Below are 22,709 nucleotides of genomic sequence, written 5' to 3'. Positions count from 1 at the left end.
ATCAGTTCAGGCCTAACGCTTTGTAGATTGTTGGCCTTCCTGAACCGAAGTTATAGCGTCCAAGCTCCAGGTGTTGCCTTTCCTTTGTAACTGACCGGACGCTACCAACTCCCTTCCCTCGGAATGTGCTTTTAAAGCCCTTAAATAGGAGTCAGGACCAAGTGCCAAACGAACCTCAATCAGGCCATGATCTGAATGATCAACCTTAATAGCTACTGTCCGTCTCGCACTCCCCTCAGAGGGGTTCGCAACACAATGTAAATTAACTACTCGCCCAGATATTTGCTGCGCTGTTGGCTCGACAATCTTCAATTTTTCGGATGCATAGCTGAGCATGCTAATTTGAGCTTCTCCTACAGTTACACTGCGGAACGAAACGACATCCTCAGACGGTTCTAATATGGTGGCCCAATCGATGTCTACGCCAAAATTTAACTCGCCACCAAGACCAATTTGAGCTAATGCATCGCACATGCGAGCATTTAGCGCTCTTTCGTAGGACGAAATCAGGATATCGGGATCATCATTACGAACCGCACTATCGAGAGCCACGAGGCCTCTAGCTATTCTTTCAACAATACGTCTATTTACCGGCAGCTCAAATAGGTCTCGATCCTCTTTTTCTTTAATAATTGCACTAGACACTTCAAATCCAAAGCTTCCTCGGAAAGTATGGCAAAATTCAAAGTCACCAAGATAATCTTGAGCGGCTGGTAACGGCTGTTCAAAGTGAGGAAAACTTTTTATTTCAGAGCACCCAGAATATAAAAAAAGATTTCTAATTGCCTTAATATGCTTAGAAGCGTCATCAATAGGCAACGAGCTGACAGAGTCAGGAACTTGAAGTCGCAGCTTCACTGAGTCAGCATTTTCAACCATCAATCCTGAAAGTATTTCAGATACTGGCTTGTCCTCAATCTGAGAAAGAGCTTCTATCGATTGTTGAATACGCTCTCTGAAATCGATGAATGATTCGCTGCCTGGCAGGATAAGCTCCAGCGATTGATCCAAATCCACATCGAGCTTGAAGACCTGCCATTTTTCGCCGTTGGTTGCAATTTGCTGCCAACCCTTTCTATAAAGGTAGTTTTTTAGATCAAATAACCTGACTCGATCTATATTCTCCAAAATATTATTTCCCGAGCGAATCATGAGACAGCTCCCATGAGTAGCTTTTCTTTAAGGCCCAGCAATGATTCTGGCGTAAGCAATTGATCTCTAGGTATTCTAATACGCTTCGAGCTTGAGTTGGGGGATTCAGGCCCTTCGACGAAGTAATAGTAACAGCATTTTTTTATGGTCAACTCGTCTTCACACGCGGCCATCCACAAAGATTTATCATCTGGTAGACAGCACAAAACCAGAGCACATGGCAAAGCTGACTGATCCCGCCTGAAAACGAGTCGATTGAATGCATCGGCTTCCATATCGTAGACAACATAGTCATCTTCCAGAGACCAATTTACGCTTGCTTTAAGCTGCAGCGAAAGAAATGCGCCCATATCAATACGCTTGTTTCCATAGGAAGTTATATTGCGAACTTCAAGATCAATACCAAAGTCCTTTGAAATCGAATTCGGCACAAAGCCAGACCGAGCGACAATCGCACTGACGTAGGACTCGCTAATTAGCTCTTCAATGGTCTGAACTGGGAGCATGGAAACAAACTTCCTTTTTTAAAATCTAACGCCCGGCTCATGCGCCGGTTTGGAGCCGCGCAGCGGCGGAAAATCGGTCGCCATGCAGCCGATTGTTAAGCATTATTCTGGCGGATTGGCCCATGATGAAAAATGTCCTCGAAAAAATTATCCGGTATTTTTGAAAATTCAGTTTCCAAAAAGGACCGCAGCTTACGTCTCCGCGTAGACTCTCCGTTTGCTTTCATCACGTTATCAAAAACCTCTATCAACCCTCGTTGCTCCAACCGGGAAATGAAGCCCTGCATCGTGTGTAGCTGAGGCTCAAGTTGTTCATCAAGCGCTCGCACATAGCGGACTGTAATTGCAATGAGGGTCGTGAAGTCCTTCAGAGTTATCTGGCTAGAGTCGAAATTTTCTAAGGTTTTCTGTATATCAATGCCCGCGTGCCTCTGCTTAATAATCTCCTCGTGTTCAAGGAGAATTTTCCTCTGAAGCGGAGCCAATCCAATTTTCGCATTATGGACGACCCTATTTCGCCATCGCACTAGCAGAACAACCATCGGCCACCAATAAGGCTCAGCATCTGAAAGATACTTGGACACTTCAACAACCCGGTCCGCTGCTCCCTCGCTAGATAGCGCCTTATATAGCCTCTCGTTTTCAGTTGAACAATCTTTGAGGAAATCAAGGTACTTTAGAAGCGCTTCTTCAACGAAAACCAGTGATGCTCGGAGAGCAAATATCCTGGCCTTTGAGGCAGATGTCTCTGGATTAGAACTTTTCCAGCCAATTGTTAGTTCATCAGGTTTCTTGACAGTCCCTTCTCGCACAGCAGCCAAGCCAACACAGATTGTGTTAACCGAATGCACAGCATCGCCAACAACCTCTAAGAATTGCTTGAGACCTTCACTTTCCATAACTTACTCATGTAATGGTGGTGCCGTGAAGATTCGAACCTCAGTTTCCCGCTTTCACAATCCGACATAATCGGCGGGCGTCTTGGACCGCTAGACGACAGCACCAAATTTTCTGCTTAACAGTGATTCTACACCCAGCTACAAAACCTCAATGAACGTGACGGCGCATTCATTGGGGTTTTGTAGCCTACCATTTGACTCTACCCCATTGATTCCCCTGAGAGCAAAGCAAAATTTGGCGGTATAGACAAAATTCGCGTGCTTGCGCGATTTGCTATTTTCAATAATACTGTATATAAAATCAGCTAAAAGCCACGTGGGTGCAATCTATGAAACTGATGGAGAGGGTGAAAGCTGCCCTCACAGTCAAGCGCTATAGCCTTCGCACTGAGAAAACCTATTGCTACTGGATTCGCTTTTTCATTCGTTTCCACAGAATGCGGCATCCTGCCACCATGGCGGGCAATGAAGTGCGGCAATTTTTAGAATATCTTGCGATAGAGAGGCGTGTTGCTGCGGCAACACAAAACCAGGCACTCAACGCCATCGTATTTCTTTATCGCCACGTTCTAGATCAACCGCTGGGTGAGATTGGTAATTTTAGCCGGGCTAAGCGCCCTCAGCGCTTGCCTGTCGTGCTTTCCCACCAAGAGGTTATGGGTGTGTTGAGCATCTGTCCGGCTCCATGCTTCTAATTGCAACACTTATGTAAGATTCGGGGTTATGAGCCTCAGAGGCATAACAGCTACGTACTAAAGAAGTCGACCTTTTCTCGACTGTAAGAGGTCAATATCGCTCAGAATGTAGCTTCCCACCTTTAGCCCAATGCTCATCATCAAAATCTTGCAAGAATATTGTGACTGCCTCAGGGTTTGTTCCATACGCTTCTGAAAATGCTTCGGTTATCCGCTTTACTAAGAGCTCACGTTGCTCTTTAGTCCTGCCTGGAGACTGCTGAACGGTTACGATTGGCATATAGCTCTCCTAATAAAATCCAAGATATATAGGTTTAAATGAGGCAGGCTGCATCACCTTATTAAATCTTACGACTAGTTCATTGAAGATATGTAAACCCTAGCATGACTCTACTCCACTCTTTCACAACCAAGCAAAGCCTAATTCGGCAGTATCAACCTCCCCACTTGCATCTCCCCCACCCGCCTCCTACACTCCACCCACGAACAGCTTGACGGGGTGCCGGTGAAATCCGGCTGAGATGGCGCAGGGCGTAGCAATTAATGCTGCCAAGCGCTGATCCCGCTGAACCTGATCCGGCTAATGTGCTGCTACTTACAAAGCTCGCAGCACGGGTACCGGCGTAGGGATCAAGCGATGGCCATGGCTAGCTCTCTCTCACGAACGCACGCCACCTTCCGCGCCATTTCCTCGATCTCTCCCGCCTGCCTTCCGGATCACTATCACCGGAGGCATCATGGGCTACCGCTTTACTGATCTCACCACCGCCTGCCAGCAAGATTGGCGCGCCTATATTGAGCACGATTTTGTGCGCCAGTTGGGTACCGCGACGCTGCCTGAAGCGTCGTTTCGCCACTACCTGAAGCAGGACTACCTGTTTTTGATTCACTTCGCCCGTGCCTACGCGCTGGCCGCTTATAAAAGCCCCACACTTACCGATCTTCGCCAGGCCCATGAAGGCTTGAAAGCCATTGTGGATGTGGAATTGGGCCTGCACGTGGGCTTTTGCCAAGAGTGGGGGATTTCCGAGCAGGAGTTGGAAGCACTCCCCGAAGCCAGGGCGACGCTTGCCTACACCCGCTATGTATTGGATACCGGCAACCGCGGCGATCTGCTCGATCTGCACGTAGCGTTGGCCCCCTGCCTGGTCGGCTATGGCGAAATCGCCAATTGGCTAAACGCCCAGCCCTCAACCCTGCGCGGCGCGCAAAACCCATTTGATGCCTGGATTGCCATGTACGAAGGGGAAGAGTTTCAAGCCGCCATGCAATCAGAACTTGAGTGGCTCAATACCCGATTGTCTGACGTTACCCCTGCCCGCTTTACCGAACTCAGTAAGATCTTCCGCGATGCCACCCGCCTGGAAATCGACTTCTGGCAGATGGGCTTAGCGCTGATAGACGAAAACCTCACCCATTAAGCCGACACAACAACCACAATCGAAGGAGATTGTTATGACTAAGACCGTCACAAGCAAAACTAGCCATTTTTTAGCCGAAACCGCCCAGGTCGATGCAGCGGCCATTCAGCCGCTGCCTGGCTCCCGTAAGGTATATATCGAAGGCTCGCAGCCGGATATTCGCGTGCCGTTTCGTGAGATCACCCTTTCACCGACCAAAACCACCGGTATCGATGAAGAGAATCCGCCGCTGCTGGTCTATGATACCTCCGGCCCTTACACCGACCCTGACGCCCAGATTGATCTACGCCGTGGCCTGCCGGAACTACGCCGGGCCTGGATCGAAGCGCGAGACGACACCGAATTCCTATCAGGCCCCACGTCTGATTACGGCAACCGCCGCGCCAACGACCCGACGCTGGCCCAGCTGCGCTTTGATTTAACCCGCACTCCACGGCGGGCCAAACCGGGTAAAAACGTCACTCAGCTTTACTACGCGCGCCAGGGCATTATCACTCCGGAAATGGAGTTTATTGCCATCCGCGAGAACCAGCGCCGCCAAGCGCTGGGTACCGCGGAAGTGGAGCGCATACTGGGCCATCAGCACAAAGGCCAGAGCTTTGGCGCCAGCTTGCCGGAAGAGATCACACCCGAGTTTGTGCGCGATGAAGTGGCCCGCGGGCGGGCGATTATTCCCAATAACATTAACCACCCGGAAAGCGAGCCGATGATTATTGGCCGCAACTTTCTGGTTAAGATCAACGGCAACCTGGGCAACTCGGCGGTGACATCTTCTATCGAAGAAGAAGTGGACAAGATGACCTGGGGTATCCGCTGGGGCGCGGACACCATCATGGATCTCTCCACCGGTCAGAACATCCACGAAACCCGCGAGTGGATTCTGCGTAACTCACCGGTGCCGATTGGCACGGTGCCTATTTATCAGGCGCTGGAGAAGGTTAAAGGCGTGGCCGAAGACCTCACCTGGGAAGTGTTTCGCGATACGCTGATCGAGCAGGCCGAACAGGGTGTGGACTACTTCACCATTCACGCGGGCGTGCTGCTGCGCTATGTGCCGCTCACCGCCAAGCGCGTCACTGGCATTGTCAGCCGTGGCGGCTCGATCATGGCCAAGTGGTGTTTGTACCATCACCAGGAGAGCTTCCTGTACACCCACTTCGAGGAGATCTGCGAGATCTGCAAGCAGTACGATGTGGCGTTCTCCCTCGGCGACGGCCTGCGCCCCGGCTCGGTGGCGGATGCCAACGATGAAGCGCAAATGGCCGAGCTAAAAACCCTGGGCGAACTTACTCACATTGCCTGGAAACATGATGTGCAGGTGATGATCGAAGGCCCCGGCCATGTGCCCATGCATCTAGTCAAAGAGAACATGGACAAGCAGTTGGAGTACTGCGACGAAGCGCCCTTCTACACCTTAGGCCCGCTAGTCACCGATATCGCCCCCGGCTACGACCACATTACTTCCGGCATTGGTGCGGCGATGATTGGCTGGTTTGGCTGTGCGATGCTCTGCTACGTGACACCCAAAGAGCACCTGGGCCTGCCCAATAAAGACGACGTTAAAACCGGTATTATCACCTACAAGATTGCTGCCCATGCGGCGGATCTCGCCAAGGGCCACCCTGCAGCACAGCGGCGGGATAATGCCCTCTCCAAGGCACGCTTCGAGTTCCGCTGGGAAGACCAGTTCAACCTGGGTCTAGACCCGGACACCGCCCGTGAATACCACGACGAAACCCTGCCCAAAGACTCCGCCAAGGTGGCCCACTTCTGCTCCATGTGCGGGCCGAAGTTCTGCTCCATGAAGATTAGCCAGGAAGTACGTGATTACTCCAACGAACACGGGCTAAACGGTGATCAGGAAGCAGTGATGAAAGGCATGGAAGAGCAGGCAGAGAAATTTCGCCAGAAAGGCAGCGAGCTGTACCAGGAAGTGTAGATCTACTTAACAGGTTCACTATGGAGTGTGGCTCTTGAGCCTTAGCAAAACTCAAGGGCCACCTTTATTCTGCATAATTTTCTGACCTTCCCCTTGCTCAATCAGCTCTGAAGTAATAATAAATTTTCGCTTAAGTAGAGGTTAATTATACATTGCTCGTGTATGATTCCCATTTGCGAGCGTTCTGTCAGACACGGCCCATTTAAAACCAATACCTTTCAAAGAACTGATTCCAGATGAAAACCAAACTTTCCATAGCGGTTACCCTTGCCCTGTTTAGCGCTGGCCTCCTCAGCGGCTGCAGCGATGATAACGAGCCAACCGAAGCGGCAACGCAAGAGGAAGCGCCGAAAAATAACGCTGCACCAATGCTGAAATACGTTCCGGCTAATTCACCCTACTTCATGGCAACGCGCGAAGCCTTGCCTGAACAAGAAGCCTTTGATCTTTATCAGCGTATGCAGCCCATGACGACCCTTGAGTCGGATCTGGATGAACTGCGCAACACGCTGCCCGAGATAGAAGACGATGAAGTACTACATTCGATGATGACGCTGTTAATCGCCATGGGTGAAGAGCTAATCGGGGTTGAATCACTGGAAGATGTGCATGCATTGGGCCTCAAGATGAGCCCTCAGGCTGCTTTTTATGGGCTGGGTATCTTGCCTGTTATGCGTATGCAGCTGCAGGATGAAGAGGCCTTTCGTGAAACGCTGCAACGCATCCTGACCAAAGCAGACATCACCCCACGTACGGGCAGTACTAACGGCACAGACTACTGGGTATTAACACCTGAGGGCCCTCTCCAGGCCATTCTAGTCATTGAAGACCAGCAGCTACTGGTATCGGTGGTGCCGCAGGATGCCAGCGATGAGCTGCTAGCGCAGGTGCTGGGTAAAACGCTGCCTGACAGCAGTATCGGTGATACCGATGCACTGGCAGAGCTTGAACAGCGCCATGACTTCACACCTTACGGTGCCGGGCAGGTTGACTCCTCTCGGCTGTTTGATGAGCTAAGCAGCCCTACGCATTCGGGTACTCAAGCGTTGATGAATGCCGTCGATGGGGAACCTCTGGATCTTTCCACCTGCCAGGCAGATATTGACCGCATCACCAGCCGCTTCCCTGGTCTTGTCATGGGCATGCGCGAGTACAACCACGACCGTATGGAGATGAACCTCATCCTGGAAACCGATGAGGAGATTGTCAGCGATCTACGCGCCCTAACTACACAGGTTCCGGGCCTTGGCAGCACAGGTGGAATGGCCAGCTTCGGTTTGGGCCTGGATCTGCCTGTACTGCTTCAAACCGTGCAAAAATATGCGCAGGAAGTTCGTCAAAACCCGTTCAGCTGTGATGAACTGCAGGAGCTAAACAGCACTTGGGATGAAATTAACATGGCGCTCAATAACCCGATCACCATGATGATTGGCCCGTCGTTGTCTGGCTTCAATGCTCGCATTGACAGTCTAACGATGAAAAACGGTGCACCCAACGGTGTTGGCATCCTCACCCTCGCCTCACAAAATCCGCTGGCGCTACTCTCTACAGTGAGCGCTTTCATGCCAGAGATAGGAGCTCTTGGGCTTGAACCAGGCGGAAAAGCCAGGCAGATCGAGAGCATGATGCTGCCACCTGACTCCCCCCCGCTCTACGCCGCCATGTCTGACACGGCGGTTGCATTAGGCGTGGGTATTAGCGATTCAGCGGCACTGCAGTCAGAGCTACAAGCCCCTACTTCGGAGCGTGATCTGCTATTTCATGGTCATATGACAGGCGAGTTTTATCAGGCCCTGGCCAATGTTATGGAGCAGACAGCGTCCGATGAAATAACTGCATCTGATATCGAAGTGCTCAAGCAGTATGGTGACGCTTACCAGAACACAGAGTACTGGTTCAGAGTGGATGACGCTGGCGTTGAAATGAGTTTCTCGCTGGAATTGAATTGATACCCGACAGTTCATTCACTACGAAGAACCCGCTGATATAAACGATTTATCAATATTAGCGGGGGCTTGAAAGCCGCATAAACGCCAACAGGGGGCCGAAGCCCCCTGTTGGTATCAGTCTTACATAACTAGCGCTGTTTTTTCTGGCTCTCCTTGGCATCGCCTTTGCCTTTTTGCAGTTCGCCTTTCGCCTGCTGGGCCTTACCTTTGACTTCTGTTTTAGTGCTACCCGTTGCCTTGCCCGCGGCTTCTTTCACTTTGCCTGCTGCTTTATTGGCCGTTCCTTTCGCTTTATCTTCTTTACCAGTTGCCATGACGAACACCTCTAATCCGTTAGTAGGGAAAGCACCGTATGTGAAAGGTGCCAATAGCACGGCTAATCACATGTCGGCACACTCATCAGAGTAGCCTGTATTAAAAAAGTTGCGCTGATTTATTGATGTCATTATTTTTATCTCCGGTTGCTTGCGGGTAACCGCGTTGGCGTCCAGCGGTTCAACACAACGTGTAAGCAAGCCATGGTCAGCAGCGTAAGGGTCAGTGCAACACTCATGGAAGAGAAACGATAGAGCGCGCTGTACACCAGATCTTGCTGCGGGCCTAGCGACTGGCCAAACAGAATCCCCAGAGTGGTCAGCCCGCCAAAGCCGATCCCCGAACCTCCCCCTTCATGAATATGCTCCCGAGCGAAAAGCATTAACCCCAGCCAGTAGAGCAACACCACCAGCAAAAAATGGTGGCTCTGGGTATATAGCAGCAACTGCATGAGTAGCGCCAAATTGCACCCCAGCAGCGTTCCTACGGCTCGTTTGGCGGCGGATACTTTCGCTCCAGAGTACCCCAGCGTAAACAGCACCAGGATGGTGGCCATCTGCGCAGAAAGCGACCCTTGCAAGTCGAACACCTGAAACACCACAAACGAGAGCGTGGCGGTTAATCCTCCAATGAGGGTTTCATGACGAATTTGCGAGGAAGTTTTGGTGGCACTCGGTGGCGACTGACGGGCTTCTACATCGGGAAACAGCGTATGCATCAGCATGGCAATAAACACTGCTAAACCACTGGCAACGAGGTTACTGGCCAGTAAATCGCTCAAGTCCACATTAGGGTAACTGGCGAAGTGCAGCAGAATGCTGAGTGTCAGCACGCCATTGGCGCCAAACAGAAACAGCGGCCCTTTCGCCATCAGGTTAAAGCGAAACAGAAAAATGCCCAGCACCACCAGGGTCATCACTACCGGCATATGTTTAAGCAACCCCACCACCAGGCTGACTTCGAGCACGTTGATCGATACATTGGCTAAAAACTGACGAATGATATGCCCATTGAGCACCGGCACCATACCCAGTAAAAACATCGGGAAAACGGTAAAAAATACACCGTAGTTCCAGCCCATCAGTTGGCTAACTATAAAACCCAGCGTACCGCCCCCGGCCACTCTAAGGCACTGACGCAAGCCATTCTTTGAGAGTTCGGGCTTGCGCTTAGTGGCCGCCATGCTAGGGGATCGCGATCTGGCCAATGTTTTTTTAATACACATAGTGCAGCCAGCTAATGAGATGTGCCTGTAACCATACAAAAGGCTTGGCCAGGACAGCATCACCGGGCTGGAGCTGTACCGTGGCACGGGCGCCGCTGGGTAATAAGTTCGCGATGGGCTGAGTGAGCGCCAGGTGAACGCGCATACGCTGGGCATCGCGCACCCAACGATCAGTGGTGGGAATATCGGCCAGTTGCCCATCGGCAGCCAACTGACCTTCGCGGACACCGGCATCCATAGCGAGTACTTGGGCATCAAATACCTGCCCCGGCCAGGCATCAAATACTATCCGCGCTGCATCACCAGGCGCAACATGGCGCAAACTCTTTTCACGAAAATCGGCAATGATATCGACCGCATCCGCCACTACCGCTACCGCGGGCTGTCCCGCCTGAACATAGTCACCGGCCTCTAGCTGCAGGTTGGAAACACTCCCGGCTTGCGCGGCGCGCACCTGAGTATGGGCAAGATCCAGCTGCGCTTGGGAGAGCGCGTTTTCCGCTTGGCGCAAGCGCAGGTTCGTTTCGCCGGCATCGCCCAATTGCACTTCCAGGCTGACTATTTTAGCCCTGGCTGCCGCCACACTGGCCTGTGCGGTACGCTCAGCAGCCACCTGCTGCTCATATTGTTGGCGCGATACGCTCTGCTGCGCCACCAGGGTTTCGGCACGACGTAGCTCACCCCGACGCTCGGCAGCCGTCGCCTCAGCGGATGCCAACTCCGCTTGGGCAGAGGTAAGCTCCGCTTCCAACTGGGCATTCTCCCGCTCGGCCTGTTCGCGATTAAGTTGCGCCTGCTCAACGGCTAATCGAAACGGCGTCGGGTCGATCTGAAACAGTACATCACCTTTAGCCACATGTTGGTGATCACGCACCAACACCTCGCTCACTGGGCCACTCAGTTCGGGCGCTATACGCGTTACCGGCCGCATCACCCGCGCTTCGGGGGTCATGGGCATAAAGCTATCGGCCACTAGAAAATAGATAAAAAGCAATACAAAGGCAGCAAGGGCTATTTTCACCCAGCGGGCAAATGTTTGATCAGGGGTCATGCAGAACTCACTTGTTAGCCACCAGGCAACTGCCTGGCCAGCGCCTCTCTACGGGCGCGTATCGTGTAGGAAATAGCGTAGGGGACTTTAGTCTAACAATTAATTAGCTGGCTAACAATATACTTGGACTTATTCACTGCATCAACGCGCTATAACAAGCTTATAAAAATAAAAAGCCCCATGGCATAAAGGCCACAGGGCTGAGTGCTTAGTGATTCGCTACACGTTCAAGCCAACGATTTAGAACCGGTAACGTAGACCAACGCTGGCCGCATCAAAGGTGTAATCAGATTTATCCAGGTAGCGCATGTAATCTGCATTCACCGACAAATTGGGGGCTACGTCCATTTCAGCGCCGCCACCGTAGGAGAAATCACTCTCCCTGTTATTACTAACCTCAACTTCTGTGAAGCCCGCTAAACCGTATAACCGCACTTCAGGCGCCACCGGGAAAATCCCTTTTGCATAAGCGCCAGCTAGATGATCCAGATCAGCGCCACCATCTGAACCGCCCGTGCCTAAATGCCCTTCCAGCGCAAAGTAGTCATTAAATTGAGCGCCACCACGCAGGCGTAAGCCCACGTCATCACGGGAAGAGCCCCTGTCTGGATCCAGGCTCCAGAACATGGCATCGCCACCCAGGTAAGCTTGTGGGTAACCGAAGGACTGTTGTGCTTGAGCAGTGGTTGCAAATGCGCCTGCACCCACCAGGAGTACCGCCGATGTAAGTGACAATAGAGACATCTTCATAGCTTGTACCTCAGTTAAAAAACAGTGTTTCCTTACACGTTTGTATTGTGGTTCATAACTATGGAGAACGCAAATATTTACCGCCCCTTGGATAAACTCAGCACGACAATGCCGCCAACGACGACAGCCCCACCGACCAGTTGGCCGGGGCTAAGCATCTGCCCCAACACAAAGTAACCCAGCACCAGTGAGGCCACCGGTTCGATATTCATCACTGGTGCGTTGCGCGCCATATCGAGTCGTGGCACAAAAATAAACAGCGTTGAGAACGCCGAACCATAGAGCAGCCCGAGCAGCGTGAGCCCCAGCCAGCCAGTGCTGTTATCCGGCAGGCTCATTCCCCCAGGTACCACTCCGGCGATGCCGCCAATGATCATGACGATAAACACCGTTTGCATGGTCAATAGGCTGCGCAGCGTGCTGCCCACACCCGCCAGGCGGTGTTCGGTGACCCACAGCGCGCAGGCAAAGACGAAGGCCGCCATCAATCCAAACCCGATGCCCGCGATCCACCCTGGCCCCATGCCATCGGCGCTGGCGATCCATGAAGGGATATCCAGCACCACCAGTAAGCCGATTAGAATGGTGCCCATAATCAGGCAGCTGCGCAGCGTCGGCCGCGGACCGCCCAGCGCCCAACTGAGCAGTGCCAGTTGAATCGGAAAGGTATTGACCAGTAGCAGCGCAATCACCACCGGCAGCCTGGCCACGGCCGAGTAGAGGCTAACGCTCTGAATCGCGATTAGCAGCCCCACCGCAAGCTGCCAAGGCCAACTCCCCGCAGGCAGCCAGAGCCGCTTTTTCTGCACGATAACGAGTGCCACCAAAATCAGGCAGGCAACCCCTGAACGGGTCAATACCGCCAGTAACAGACCAGTACCGTTATCAAACGCCAGCCGCGCCGAGACATGATTGGCGGCGAACATGGTGGCCACGGTCATCATTAACAAAATGGCCAAGTGGCGCGGCAGTAGTTTCGGCAAAGGGGACGCTGACATAAGAACAGAACGGCTCATTAAGGGAGTAAGAAGGTGTAAGGTAAATACCAGGCGTGTAGCCATCAATAGCCCAGCATGCCTCGCTTTTACATAGAAGGCTAACGAAATTCAGGCGCTGCTTTTCCGCAGCGCAGCATGTTAAACTAAAGTCTATCTCTTTGCCCACTAACCTCCTAGCGAAAAGGTTTTTATGAACGCACCGGTGCTGGTAATTAACTGCGGTTCCTCCTCGATTAAATACGCGTTGATTGACTCAGACCCTCAAGCACCGCGACTCGAAGGTATAGCTGAACGTTTGGGTAGCGAAGAGGCGCGCTTAAAGGGCAAAAACAGTGCCGGTGAACGTTTTACTCAGCCACTGCCTGGAGCCGACCATACCCAGGCGCTTAGCGCCATTCTTGAGCGCATGGAGGGCCGATTACCGGCGGCGGTAGGCCATCGCATCGTGCATGGCGGCGAGCACTTCACTCAAGCCGCACTTATCGACGATAGCGTCATCTCGGCCATCGAAACCACCGCAGCGCTTGCCCCCCTGCATAACCCAGCCAATCTAGCGGGTATTGCGGCCACCCAAAACGTCTTTCCGGCGCTGCCCCAAGTGGCCGTGTTTGATACCGCTTTCCACCAAACCATGCCGCCCCGCGCATACCGTTACGCGCTGCCTGAAAACCTTTACGCTGAGCATGGCATTCGCCGCTATGGCTTTCACGGCACCAGCCACGCTTACGTTAGCCAGCGTACCGGTGAATTGAGTAGCCGTGGCACAGGCGGCTGGCTGACCGCCCACTTGGGCAATGGCTGCTCCACCAGCGCGGTTTGGAACAATCAAAGCCAGGATACCAGCATGGGCCTTACCCCGCTGGAAGGCTTGGTAATGGGCACCCGCAGTGGCGACGTTGACCCTGGCCTGCACGCCCATCTGCACCGTCAACTGGGCTGGTCGTTAGATAAAATCGACAACGTGCTCAATAAAGAGAGCGGCCTACAGGGCCTTTCAGGCTTAACCAACGATATGCGCGAAATTGAGGAGGCATCCGAACAGGGCCACGCCACTGCTCAGTTGGCAGTAGAAGTATTCTGCTACCGGATCGCTAAATCGCTGGCGGGGCTCTCCTGTGCGCTGCCCCAGCTCGATGGGGTTATTTTCACCGGCGGGATCGGCGAAAACTCGCCCATCGTGCGCCGTCAGGTATTGTCACTGATGCCCCACTTCGGCTTCGCGCTGGATAACGACGCTAACGAAGCGACTATCCGCGGCAAAGAGGGCAAGCTGGATAGTGCTGGACACCAAGGCCCCCAGGTGTGGGTGATTCCTACCGATGAAGAGGGCCGCATTGCCATGGAAACCCGCCACTGCCTAGAGACACGTGTATGACTACCCACCCCGACCAGCCACAAGCGATTCTACTTGTGCCCACCAGTGAGGGCGTTGGACTTACCTCCGCCTGCCTGGGGTTAATTCAAGCGCTGGATACCATCGGCCTGAAAGCCGGCTTTTTAAAGCCGTTTATGCAGAACGAGCTGAACGGCCCGGGGTTGGATCGCTCCACCGCGCTTGTCTCCCGGGCGCTTAACCAGCGCCCGCCTTCGCCGATCTCCCAGGCACGTCTGGAGCGACTACTGCGTGACGACCAAACCGATGAGCTGATGGAAAATGCCGTCGAGCTCTATGAGCAGGTTGTCCAGCAAGCCCACCGCGATGGCAGCACCCTAGACCTCGTTGTGGTAGAAGGCGTAGTGCCTACCCAGCACACCACCTACGCCACCCAAACCAACGCCCAGCTTGCCAATGCATTGAATGCGCGGATTATCCTGGTGGGCACCGGAGACTTAAACGAGCCCCAGGCCCTGGCCGAACAGTTGGATATGCATGCCCGTAGCTTTGGTGGGGTTAGCTCCAGCCGCACCCTGGGCGGCATTTTGATGCGTATGAAGAACCTGCCTTATGCTCAGGAAGACGATCTTTCTGCCGCCCCAGGCACCTTCAAACCGCAGTTGGAGGAGTCGGTACTCGCTGAACTACGCCAGTACTCCCCTGCCCTGGCAACCGACAAATTCCATCTGATCGGGGTCGTGCCTTACAGCAAAACGCTCAGCGCCCTGCGCACCCTGGATGTGGCCCGAGCGCTTAATGCCAAGCTGCTGAACGAAGGCGAGGCGGCCAGCCGCCGGGTACTCTCCACTAGCCTCTGCGCTCGCAGCGCTGCCAACGCGCTGCATATTTTCACCCCTGGCAGTCTAATCGTGGCCTCCGGCGACCGCGACGATGTAGTGCTCGCCTCAGCACTGGCGACCATGAACGGTATTCAGCTAGCGGGTGTCCTGTTGACCAACGGCTTTATGCCTAATGACAACATGATTGAGATGTGCCGCCCCGCGCTGAAAACGGGCCTACCGGTATTGGCGGTAGAGACGGACAGCCTGACCACAGCCCAGAACTTGAGCCAGTTAAGCAGCGAAATCCCCATGGACGATTTCGAGCGCGCCGAACAGGTGGCCCGTTATGTGGCGGCCCATATGGATCTTGAGTGGCTGAAAGATCACCTGAGCAGCGGTTATACCCGTCGCCTTTCGCCTTCAGCATTTCGCCACCAGTTGGTTAAACTCGCCCAGTTGGCTAAAAAGCGCGTGGTGCTGCCGGAAGGCGACGAGCCACGTACCGTCGAAGCAGCCATTATCTGCCAGCGCCGCGGCATTGCCGACTGCGTTCTGCTGGGTAAGCGTGACGATATCGAAAGCGTCGCGCGTAACCGCGGGCTAACGCTGCCCAAAACACTGACGATCATTGACCCCGAGAGTAGCCGCGCACGCTATATTGGCCCGATGGTCGAGCGTCGTCGTGGCAAACTCAACGAGCTAACCGCCGAAGCGCAGCTACAAGACAACGTGGTGCTCGGCACCATGATGCTGCAGTTGGATGAAGTCGACGGGCTGGTTTCCGGGGCCGTACACACTACCGCCAACACCGTGCGGCCAGCGTTTCAGTTGATTAAAACCGCGCCGGAGTATAATCAAGTCTCGTCAATCTTCTTTATGCTGCTGCCCGAACAGGTAGTGGTCTACGGCGACTGCGCAGTGAATCCCGACCCAGACGCAGAAACCCTGGCCGAGATCGCCCTACAAAGCGCCCGCTCCGCTGAAGCCTTCGGTATCGAGCCACGCGTCGCCATGATTAGCTACTCCACCGGCGACTCCGGCACTGGCGCCGATGTGGATAAAGTCCGCGAAGCCACCAGGATTGCTAAACAGCGTGCGCCGCACCTGGCCATCGACGGCCCGCTACAGTACGACGCCGCCGCCATCGAAAGCGTGGGCAAGCAGAAAGCCCCTGACTCGCCGGTGGCGGGTAAAGCCACCGTGTTTGTATTCCCCGACCTCAACACCGGCAATACCACCTACAAGGCCGTACAGCGTAGCGCCCGTGTAGTGAGCGTTGGCCCCATGCTGCAAGGGTTGAACAAGCCGGTGAACGACCTCTCCCGCGGCGCACTGGTGGACGATATCGTTTATACCATTGCGCTGACCGCCATCCAGGCCAGCCAGCGGGAAAGTTAAGTTACATAACTTTCTCCTACTCAAAAAAAAACGCCCCGAGCAGTTATCTGCTCGCGTTTGGCTTGACTACTTAACAGTAGGTGCGAGCTAAACCCACATTGGCACCATCGATTCCAACACCATGACTAAACTCATCGCGGTGATGGTCAAAATGGAGACGCCAAACACCTTCTTGGCCCAGCGCACATCGTCGTCTAAGCGGTAGCCGCGCAGCGCCAGGTAGAGCCAGTAGCCGCCCATGGTCAGCGCCACACACAGATACCCCGCGCCCGCCTGGCTGGCCAGCCCTAGCGCCAGCGAGGCGGGAATAAACGCCACGATGTAGCCCAGGATATGGTGCTTGGCCATTTTGACCCCGCGCACCACCGGCAGTACCGGAATCGATGCCCGTTGATAATCAGCGTAGCGGAAGATCGCAATGGCATAGGAGTGCGGCATCTGCCACAAGCAGAAAATCACCAGCAGCATGATCGCACCGCTGTCGAACTGACCTGACACTGCGCAGTAGCCCACCACCGGCGGCATGGCGCCAGAAAGGCTACCCACCAGGGTGCCGTACTCTGAACGGCGCTTCATATAGAGGCTATACAGCCCCACATACACGCCCCAGCCAATCACCGCCAGGGCAACCGTCAGCCCATTGGTGCCCAGCGCCAGACACACCACGCCCGCCACCCCCAGCAGCGCCGAAACGCCCAACGCTTGGGTGATGGAAATGCTGCCTCTGACCAGGGGGCGATGGCGCGTGCGCGCCATCAATGCATCAATATCGCGGTCAATAACGTTGTTACACGCACAGCCCGACGCAATGATTAATGCAATCCCTACCATGACCGCCACAAAGCTGAGCCACTCGAACTGCCCCTGGGCGGCCAGAAAGTAGCCGCCTAGCGTCGCAATCAGGTTGCCCCCGATAATGCCCGGTTTGGTCAGCTCGAGCAGATCCCGCCAGCGGCTAGGTGCTGAAATCAGCCGATCATCATGTTGAGATGCAGATGCTGCATGATCCACAGCGAGCCTCCTACCACTAGGACGAGAATCGTCAGTGTGAAGACGAAGGACATCAGGTTCCAGCCCTCGTCGGCTTTGGTACTCATATGCATAAACATGACCAGTTGCACCAGGATCTGCAACACCGCGGTCACGGCTATCACAATCACGGTAGCCAGTACGCTAAAAGCGCCACTCATCACCACCGCAAAAGGAATAATGGTCAGTATCAGCGACAATACCAGTCCTGTCACATACGACTTAACGCTGCCATGGGCATTGGTTGAACTTGCACTCATCTCACAACACTCCCATCAGATAGACGAATGAGAAGACACAGATCCAGACAATATCGAGGAAGTGCCAGAACAGGCTTAGGCACAAAATCCTCGGCCGGGTCATATCGTTCAACCCTTTGGTCGACAGCTGTACCAGCATCACCAGAATCCAGATCATGCCGAACGTAACGTGCAACCCATGGGTGCCTACCAGAGTAAAGAAGGCCGACAAAAAGCCGCTACGATCCGGACCGTACCCTTCATGGATCAGGTGCTGGAATTCATAGATTTCCATCCCCAGGAAGCACAAGCCCAGCAGGAAGGTAATGATCAGCCAAACTTTTACCTGGCCTACACGGTTGGCATGCATTGCCAAAACGCCCATGCCGAAGGTAAAACTACTGATTAGCAGCGCAAAGGTACCGAAAAGAATCAACGGTAATTCAAAGATATCAGCGCCGGTTGGTCCACCCGCCGTGCCTCTCATCAGCACAGCGTAAGTGGCGAACAGTGACCCGAAGATCACCAAATCGCTCATTAAGTAGACCCAGAAACCAAACAGTTTCGTGCCCGAGGCATCGTGATGCTCTTCTTCGTGCTCTACCGGGTGGTGCGAGCTATGATTTAGCGTATCAGTCGACATTACGCTTGCGCCTCCACGCCTAGTTTTTGTTCACATTTGAGTTGATGCTCACGTTCGATGCGCTCAACTTCAGCAGCAGGAACGTAGTAGTCGATATCGTCGTTAAACACACGCGCCATAAAGCTGACGAATACACCCACAGCGCCGACGCCGGCTAACCACCAGATATGCCATACCAGGGCAAAACCGATGACCAGTGCAAAGAAGCTGATAACCGGCCCGGCCACGGTATTACGCGGCATATGGATATCGGTGTAGGGGGCTTCTTCCAACTGCTCGTTGCTACGCTGTTTTTGCGACCAGAAGCTATCGATATCACCCACTTCCGGTAGGCGCGCAAAGTTGTAGAACGGTGCAGGTGAAGAGGTTGACCACTCCAGGGTACGGCCATCCCAGGGGTCACCAGTGACATCCGCATTTTGCTTGCGGTCGCGGATGCTGACCCAGAACTGAATAATGGTGCAGACAATGCCCAACATGATGATCACCGCACCAACCCAGGCCAGAATCATCCACGGCTGCCACTCAGTGTTGGGATAAGACTGCATGCGGCGTACGGCACCAAAGAAGGCCAGCACATAAAGCGGCATAAAGGCGACGTAGAAACCGATAAACCAGCACCAGAACGAACGCTTGCCCCACTTTTCGCTGAGCGTGAAGCCGAACGCTTTGGGGAACCAGTAGGTAAGCCCCGCCATCATGCCGAACACCACGCCGCCGATAATGACGTTGTGGAAGTGCGCAATAACGAACAGGCTGTTATGCAGCACAAAGTTGGCCGCGGGCACCGCAAGCATAACGCCGGTCATACCGCCTAGGGTAAAGGTGATAATAAAGCCCAGCGTCCACAGCACCGGCGACGTCAACTCCAGGCTGCCGCGGTACATGGTGAACAGCCAGTTGAACACTTTCACCCCGGTGGGGATGGCGATGATCATCGTCATAATGCCGAAGAAGGCGTTGACGTTGGCGCCCGCCCCCATGGTGAAAAAGTGGTGCAACCAAACCACAAACGAGAGCAAGGTGATCGAAATGGTCGCCCACACCATAGTGGCGTAGCCAAACAGCCGCTTACGGGCAAAGGTAGCAATTACTTCAGAGAACACGCCGAAGGCAGGCAGAATCAGGATATAAACTTCCGGGTGGCCCCAGGCCCAGATGAGGTTGACGTACATCATCATGTTGCCGCCAAAATCATTGGTAAAGAAGTGCATCCCCAAATAGCGATCCAGCGTTAGCAGTGCGATGGTCGCGGTCAAAATTGGGAAGGAAGCAATGATCAGCACGTTGGCGCACAGCGAGGTCCAGGTGAAGATCGGCATGCGGAACATGGTCATGCCTTTGGTGCGCATTTTAATGATGGTGACGAAGAAGTTGATACCGGTGAGCGTCGTACCTATCCCGGATATCTGCAACGCCCATATCCAGTAATCGACCCCCACCCCGGGACTGAACTCGATCCCCGATAACGGCGCGTAAGCGAGCCAGCCGGTAGCTGCGAATTCCCCCACTACCAGCGAAATATTGACCAGAATTGCGGAGACCGCAAACAGCCAAAAACTTAAGTTATTCAGGAAAGGGAAGGCAACGTCGCGGGCACCAATTTGCAGCGGCACCACCAGGTTCATCAGGCCGATGACCATGGGCATGGCGACAAAGAAGATCATGATCACGCCGTGGGCAGTAAAGATCTGATCGTAGTGGTGCGGCGGCAAATAGCCCGCTGCATCCCCGGCGGCCATTGCCAACTGGGTACGCATCATTATCGCATCCGAGAAGCCACGCAGCAGCATCACCAGAGCGACGATGAAATACATAATGCCGAGCTTTTTATGGTCAACGGAGGTAAACCACTCGTTCCACAGCCAGCCCCACTTACGGTAATAGGTGATTAAACCAAACAGTGCGATCCCACCAATGGCCATAAAGGCCGCGACGACCATGATGATCGGCTCGTGGTAGGGAATTGACTCTAACGTGAGTTTTCCAAACACGACTTAACCTCCCGCTTCTACGCTAGAAGGATGGCTGCGCATGGCATTATCCTGACTAGCATGGTTATTGGTTTCATGGCCTGATTCGGCCGCATGATCAGTAGCGTGAGCGCTTTCGCCATCGTGTGGCTTAGCATGGTCGCTGCCCATCTGGTGGCCGCCGCCCATATCGTGCTCGCTGCCGGTATGGAAACTTTTCAAGATGCTTTCATACAGCGAAGGCGAAATCGCCGAGAAGTACTCCACCGGATTCGATTCGCTGGGCTCAGCCAACGCCTCATAACCTTCGGGGTAAGTCAGCGTTTGCGGGGCGCCGCGCACGGTTTCAACCCAAGCGTCAAAATCTGCAGGCGTCGTCACCTTGGCTTCAAAAGTCATGCCAGAGAAGCCCGCGCCACTGTAGTTGGTGGAACGACCAGGGTAGCTACCAATTTCATCAGCGATCAGATGGACATCGTTATCCATGCCCGCCATGGCATAAATCTGGCTGCCAAGATGGGGGATAAAGAAAGCGTTCATCACTGAGCCTGAGCTGACCCGGAAGCGCACCGGTGTATCCACCGGAAAGGCCACTTCGTTAACACTGGCAATACCCTGCTCGGGGTAGATAAACAGCCACTTCCAATCAAGCGCCACCGCCTGTATTTCGATCGGCGCCACATCGCTTTCTAGCGGTTTGTGGGGATCAAGGGTATGGGAGGTCTTCCAGGTCAACAGGGCGAGTACAGCGATAATTGCGCAAGGTACGAGCCACACCACCGCCTCAATCACATTGGAGTGCGCCCAATCAGGCGTATATTTAGCCAGGCTATTACTACGCCGGTAACGCCAGCCAAACAGCAGCGTCATGACAATCACAGGAATAACCACAATCAACATTAGGCCAAAGGCGGTGAGAATCAGTGTGCGCTGCTCAGCGCCAATCTGGCCTTTTGGGTCTAGCAGCGCTGAACTACAGCCTGCTAGAAACAGACACAGCGCAAGGAGCACTAGCGTGCCTCGCCTGCGCCAAAGTGAGCGTCGTTGCATGGTGTGATCTCGTCAGAGGTTGTTTAAAACACTAGCCAGCCACGCGACAAAAAACATAGCAGGCTAACTACCACCCCATACTCTTCCCAAAACATGCTCTTCAGAACACTGCATGAAGCTGTGAGCGTCACTGCTCCGGGAAAAATATGCGTCGCCGAATGGGAAATGGCGACGAGTCGCGCTGCTTAAGCACTAAAGGACTTAAGCAGCTAAGACTAAAGTATTTTCTATTGATCTAGATCACGAAAGAAGTGGCGCATTGCCGCACCCCAGGTATTGACTGCTATGTGTCTTCTCTTCGTCGGTAACCACCACATCAAAATCGTCCAGAGCAGCGAAATAGGCAGGGCGTACTACGCCGAACTTGCTAGCATCCACCACCAACAGCCGCTGCATGGCGGTGGCAATGGCTGCCTGTTTGGGTGCAACTTCGTGAAAGTGAAAGCAGCTAACACCTCGCTCTAGATCTACCCCAGCCGCCGATATCAGCGCTTTATTAATACCCAACCGTTCGATGGCAGCGGCCATATTGTCGCTGCCAAATGACTGCGAAGCAGGATAAAACAACCCACCCAGCAGTACCAAGCGCACGTTGGGGAGTGCGGCGACAGCATTGGCAACGTTTAACGCATAGGTGACTACCGTCAGTTCGTGGAAATGACTTAACTGGCTGAGCAGCGGCATCAGCGTTGACCCGCAGTCAATAAACAGCGTATCGCCCTCTTGTATATAAGCTAAGGCACGTTGGCAGAGCCGATGCTTGGCTTGATAGTGGCTGGCCTGCTGTTCATTTAAGTCGTAAATAGGGGTTACGCCCGGGTAGTTTGCCATCACTAGCCGCCCCCCCAGCAGGCTAATAGCGGTCTTCTGGGTAGTCAGATCGCGGCGGATGGTCATTTCTGAAACATCGCACAACTCTGCGGCATCGCGCAGATGCAGAGTGCCGCCACTGGCAAGCGCTTCCTGAAGTTTGGCAAGGCGCAGCGCGCTTCGGCCATTGGTAGTGGGCATCTCCTTGCAAACCCCTCTTGTTGTGTGAAGCTAAACGTAAATATCGAATCGATGTCTTGGCGATGCTGCCTTCCTAAATAGTCAGCGTTCATTTCTATGCTGCGTGAGCAACGGCGGAATTTCCACTGCTATATCGTCATGGGATGTTTCTACGGCCATATCTCCACGGCTACCACAACCCTTGAACCGCCCAGCCTATACCTGACCTCCGTGAGAGTTATATGACATTTAAATAGCGTTGATGTGACAATACTTGCAAATCAACGTTAGAAAAATAACACTGAATGTTATAATTTTAACATTAACGCC

21 protein-coding genes, 1 tRNA gene and 1 riboswitch are annotated in these 22,709 nt (G+C 53.6%); of the genes, 6 read left to right on the top strand and 16 right to left on the bottom strand.

Annotated features, from left to right (window positions below; genetic code table 11):
* Positions 1-12 precede the first annotated feature (12 nt).
* The 4 genes from OM794_RS05335 to OM794_RS05320 all read right to left on the bottom strand — a co-directional run bounded on the left by OM794_RS05335 (position 13) and on the right by OM794_RS05320 (position 2,662).
* Positions 13-1,152, bottom strand: coding sequence for a hypothetical protein (locus OM794_RS05335; protein WP_226248333.1), 1,140 nt, complete (start codon positions 1,150-1,152; stop codon positions 13-15).
* Positions 1,149-1,658 carry a DUF4365 domain-containing protein gene (locus tag OM794_RS05330; RefSeq protein WP_101059419.1) on the bottom strand — a complete coding sequence of 170 codons (510 nt, stop codon included), beginning with the start codon at positions 1,656-1,658 and terminating at the stop codon, positions 1,149-1,151. Before OM794_RS05330 ends, OM794_RS05335 begins: the two co-directional genes overlap by 4 nt.
* 95 nt (positions 1,659-1,753) lie before the next feature.
* Complete coding sequence (locus OM794_RS05325) at positions 1,754-2,557, bottom strand: hypothetical protein (RefSeq protein ID WP_226248330.1); 804 nt, start codon at positions 2,555-2,557, stop codon at positions 1,754-1,756.
* 15 nt (positions 2,558-2,572) lie between these two features.
* Positions 2,573-2,662, bottom strand: a tRNA-OTHER gene (locus OM794_RS05320).
* Positions 2,663-2,886: 224 nt separating this feature from the next.
* On the opposite strand from OM794_RS05320, the gene OM794_RS05315 reads away from it, so the two are divergent.
* Complete coding sequence (locus OM794_RS05315) at positions 2,887-3,252, top strand: phage integrase N-terminal SAM-like domain-containing protein (RefSeq protein ID WP_226248328.1); 366 nt, start codon at positions 2,887-2,889, stop codon at positions 3,250-3,252.
* A gap of 91 nt (positions 3,253-3,343) precedes the next feature.
* Here OM794_RS05315 and OM794_RS05310 read toward each other — a convergent pair whose 3' ends face one another.
* Complete coding sequence (locus tag OM794_RS05310) at positions 3,344-3,532, bottom strand: tautomerase family protein (RefSeq protein WP_226248325.1); 189 nt, start codon at positions 3,530-3,532, stop codon at positions 3,344-3,346.
* Between the two features lie 205 nt (positions 3,533-3,737).
* Positions 3,738-3,899: riboswitch (TPP riboswitch) on the top strand.
* A 90-nt stretch (positions 3,900-3,989) separates the two neighbouring features.
* Here OM794_RS05310 and tenA point away from each other — a divergent pair.
* The 3 genes from tenA to OM794_RS05295 all read left to right on the top strand — a co-directional run bounded on the left by tenA (position 3,990) and on the right by OM794_RS05295 (position 8,561).
* Positions 3,990-4,673 (top strand): thiaminase II, encoded by a 684-nt coding sequence (gene tenA / locus OM794_RS05305; protein ID WP_226248323.1) that lies wholly within the window; start codon positions 3,990-3,992, stop codon positions 4,671-4,673.
* A gap of 34 nt (positions 4,674-4,707) precedes the next feature.
* Positions 4,708-6,612 carry a phosphomethylpyrimidine synthase ThiC gene (gene thiC, locus OM794_RS05300; RefSeq protein ID WP_226248321.1) on the top strand — a complete coding sequence of 635 codons (1,905 nt, stop codon included), beginning with the start codon at positions 4,708-4,710 and terminating at the stop codon, positions 6,610-6,612.
* Positions 6,613-6,848: 236 nt separating this feature from the next.
* Positions 6,849-8,561: a hypothetical protein gene (locus tag OM794_RS05295; RefSeq protein ID WP_226248319.1), complete on the top strand. Its 1,713-nt coding sequence runs from the start codon at positions 6,849-6,851 to the stop codon at positions 8,559-8,561.
* Positions 8,562-8,689: 128 nt separating this feature from the next.
* Here OM794_RS05295 and OM794_RS05290 read toward each other — a convergent pair whose 3' ends face one another.
* From OM794_RS05290 to OM794_RS05270, 5 genes are all read right to left on the bottom strand, one after another.
* A complete protein-coding gene (locus OM794_RS05290) occupies positions 8,690-8,875 on the bottom strand; it encodes a CsbD family protein (RefSeq protein WP_088700943.1) in 186 nt (61 codons plus the stop codon).
* A gap of 137 nt (positions 8,876-9,012) precedes the next feature.
* Positions 9,013-10,059 carry a DUF2955 domain-containing protein gene (locus OM794_RS05285; protein ID WP_226248317.1) on the bottom strand — a complete coding sequence of 349 codons (1,047 nt, stop codon included), beginning with the start codon at positions 10,057-10,059 and terminating at the stop codon, positions 9,013-9,015.
* 31 nt (positions 10,060-10,090) lie between these two features.
* On the bottom strand, positions 10,091-11,152 hold the full coding sequence (locus OM794_RS05280; RefSeq protein WP_226248314.1) for an HlyD family secretion protein: 1,062 nt from the start codon (positions 11,150-11,152) through the stop codon (positions 10,091-10,093).
* A gap of 240 nt (positions 11,153-11,392) precedes the next feature.
* Positions 11,393-11,902, bottom strand: a complete 510-nt coding sequence (locus tag OM794_RS05275; RefSeq protein WP_226248312.1) for a porin family protein — start codon at positions 11,900-11,902, stop codon at positions 11,393-11,395.
* A 77-nt stretch (positions 11,903-11,979) separates the two neighbouring features.
* On the bottom strand, positions 11,980-12,900 hold the full coding sequence (locus tag OM794_RS05270; RefSeq protein WP_088700939.1) for an EamA family transporter: 921 nt from the start codon (positions 12,898-12,900) through the stop codon (positions 11,980-11,982).
* Between the two features lie 190 nt (positions 12,901-13,090).
* Here OM794_RS05270 and OM794_RS05265 point away from each other — a divergent pair, with 190 nt between their 5' ends.
* Together OM794_RS05265 and pta are read left to right on the top strand one after the other, a co-directional pair.
* Positions 13,091-14,275 (top strand): acetate/propionate family kinase, encoded by a 1,185-nt coding sequence (locus OM794_RS05265; protein ID WP_226248309.1) that lies wholly within the window; start codon positions 13,091-13,093, stop codon positions 14,273-14,275.
* Entirely contained in the window at positions 14,272-16,455 is a 2,184-nt protein-coding gene (pta, locus tag OM794_RS05260; RefSeq protein ID WP_226248307.1) for a phosphate acetyltransferase, read from the top strand. Before OM794_RS05265 ends, pta begins: the two co-directional genes overlap by 4 nt.
* Positions 16,456-16,542: 87 nt before the next feature.
* Here the strand turns inward: pta and cyoE are convergent, their stop codons facing one another.
* From cyoE to OM794_RS05230, 6 genes are all read right to left on the bottom strand, one after another.
* Entirely contained in the window at positions 16,543-17,466 is a 924-nt protein-coding gene (gene cyoE / locus OM794_RS05255) for a heme o synthase (RefSeq protein ID WP_226248305.1), read from the bottom strand.
* Positions 17,424-17,744, bottom strand: coding sequence for a cytochrome o ubiquinol oxidase subunit IV (gene cyoD / locus OM794_RS05250; protein ID WP_022520636.1), 321 nt, complete (start codon positions 17,742-17,744; stop codon positions 17,424-17,426). Before cyoD ends, cyoE begins: the two co-directional genes overlap by 43 nt.
* A gap of 1 nt (position 17,745) precedes the next feature.
* Complete coding sequence (cyoC, locus tag OM794_RS05245) at positions 17,746-18,366, bottom strand: cytochrome o ubiquinol oxidase subunit III (protein ID WP_088700935.1); 621 nt, start codon at positions 18,364-18,366, stop codon at positions 17,746-17,748.
* The gene (gene cyoB / locus OM794_RS05240) at positions 18,366-20,360 is read right to left on the bottom strand and encodes a cytochrome o ubiquinol oxidase subunit I (protein WP_088700934.1); all 1,995 of its coding nucleotides are present in this window, start codon (positions 20,358-20,360) and stop codon (positions 18,366-18,368) included. Before cyoB ends, cyoC begins: the two co-directional genes overlap by 1 nt.
* A 3-nt stretch (positions 20,361-20,363) precedes the next feature.
* A complete protein-coding gene (gene cyoA, locus OM794_RS05235) occupies positions 20,364-21,389 on the bottom strand; it encodes a ubiquinol oxidase subunit II (RefSeq protein WP_226248302.1) in 1,026 nt (341 codons plus the stop codon).
* Positions 21,390-21,629: 240 nt separating this feature from the next.
* A complete protein-coding gene (locus tag OM794_RS05230) occupies positions 21,630-22,400 on the bottom strand; it encodes a DeoR/GlpR family DNA-binding transcription regulator (RefSeq protein ID WP_088700932.1) in 771 nt (256 codons plus the stop codon).
* Positions 22,401-22,709 lie beyond the last annotated feature (309 nt).

Origin of the sequence: Halomonas sp. BDJS001 (genome assembly GCF_026104355.1) — a bacterium.
Lineage (GTDB): Bacteria > Pseudomonadota > Gammaproteobacteria > Pseudomonadales > Halomonadaceae > Vreelandella.
The sequence above is the reverse complement of the archived record's forward strand: the minus strand, read 5'-3'. Positions and strand labels throughout refer to the sequence as shown.

What these genes read in the sequence shown, in the direction of transcription:
- OM794_RS05335 (WP_226248333.1), bottom strand. Translation starts at nt 1,152, where the DNA reads ATGATTCGCTCGGGAAATAATATTTTGGAGAATATAGATCGAGTCAGG.
- OM794_RS05330 (WP_101059419.1), bottom strand. Translation starts at nt 1,658, where the DNA reads ATGCTCCCAGTTCAGACCATTGAAGAGCTAATTAGCGAGTCCTACGTC.
- OM794_RS05325 (WP_226248330.1), bottom strand. Translation starts at nt 2,557, where the DNA reads ATGGAAAGTGAAGGTCTCAAGCAATTCTTAGAGGTTGTTGGCGATGCT.
- OM794_RS05315 (WP_226248328.1), top strand. Translation starts at nt 2,887, where the DNA reads ATGAAACTGATGGAGAGGGTGAAAGCTGCCCTCACAGTCAAGCGCTAT.
- OM794_RS05310 (WP_226248325.1), bottom strand. Translation starts at nt 3,532, where the DNA reads ATGCCAATCGTAACCGTTCAGCAGTCTCCAGGCAGGACTAAAGAGCAA.
- tenA (WP_226248323.1), top strand. Translation starts at nt 3,990, where the DNA reads ATGGGCTACCGCTTTACTGATCTCACCACCGCCTGCCAGCAAGATTGG.
- thiC (WP_226248321.1), top strand. Translation starts at nt 4,708, where the DNA reads ATGACTAAGACCGTCACAAGCAAAACTAGCCATTTTTTAGCCGAAACC.
- OM794_RS05295 (WP_226248319.1), top strand. Translation starts at nt 6,849, where the DNA reads ATGAAAACCAAACTTTCCATAGCGGTTACCCTTGCCCTGTTTAGCGCT.
- OM794_RS05290 (WP_088700943.1), bottom strand. Translation starts at nt 8,875, where the DNA reads ATGGCAACTGGTAAAGAAGATAAAGCGAAAGGAACGGCCAATAAAGCA.
- OM794_RS05285 (WP_226248317.1), bottom strand. Translation starts at nt 10,059, where the DNA reads ATGGCGGCCACTAAGCGCAAGCCCGAACTCTCAAAGAATGGCTTGCGT.
- OM794_RS05280 (WP_226248314.1), bottom strand. Translation starts at nt 11,152, where the DNA reads ATGACCCCTGATCAAACATTTGCCCGCTGGGTGAAAATAGCCCTTGCT.
- OM794_RS05275 (WP_226248312.1), bottom strand. Translation starts at nt 11,902, where the DNA reads ATGAAGATGTCTCTATTGTCACTTACATCGGCGGTACTCCTGGTGGGT.
- OM794_RS05270 (WP_088700939.1), bottom strand. Translation starts at nt 12,900, where the DNA reads ATGTCAGCGTCCCCTTTGCCGAAACTACTGCCGCGCCACTTGGCCATT.
- OM794_RS05265 (WP_226248309.1), top strand. Translation starts at nt 13,091, where the DNA reads ATGAACGCACCGGTGCTGGTAATTAACTGCGGTTCCTCCTCGATTAAA.
- pta (WP_226248307.1), top strand. Translation starts at nt 14,272, where the DNA reads ATGACTACCCACCCCGACCAGCCACAAGCGATTCTACTTGTGCCCACC.
- cyoD (WP_022520636.1), bottom strand. Translation starts at nt 17,744, where the DNA reads ATGAGTGCAAGTTCAACCAATGCCCATGGCAGCGTTAAGTCGTATGTG.
- cyoC (WP_088700935.1), bottom strand. Translation starts at nt 18,366, where the DNA reads ATGTCGACTGATACGCTAAATCATAGCTCGCACCACCCGGTAGAGCAC.
- cyoA (WP_226248302.1), bottom strand. Translation starts at nt 21,389, where the DNA reads ATGCAACGACGCTCACTTTGGCGCAGGCGAGGCACGCTAGTGCTCCTT.
- OM794_RS05230 (WP_088700932.1), bottom strand. Translation starts at nt 22,400, where the DNA reads ATGCCCACTACCAATGGCCGAAGCGCGCTGCGCCTTGCCAAACTTCAG.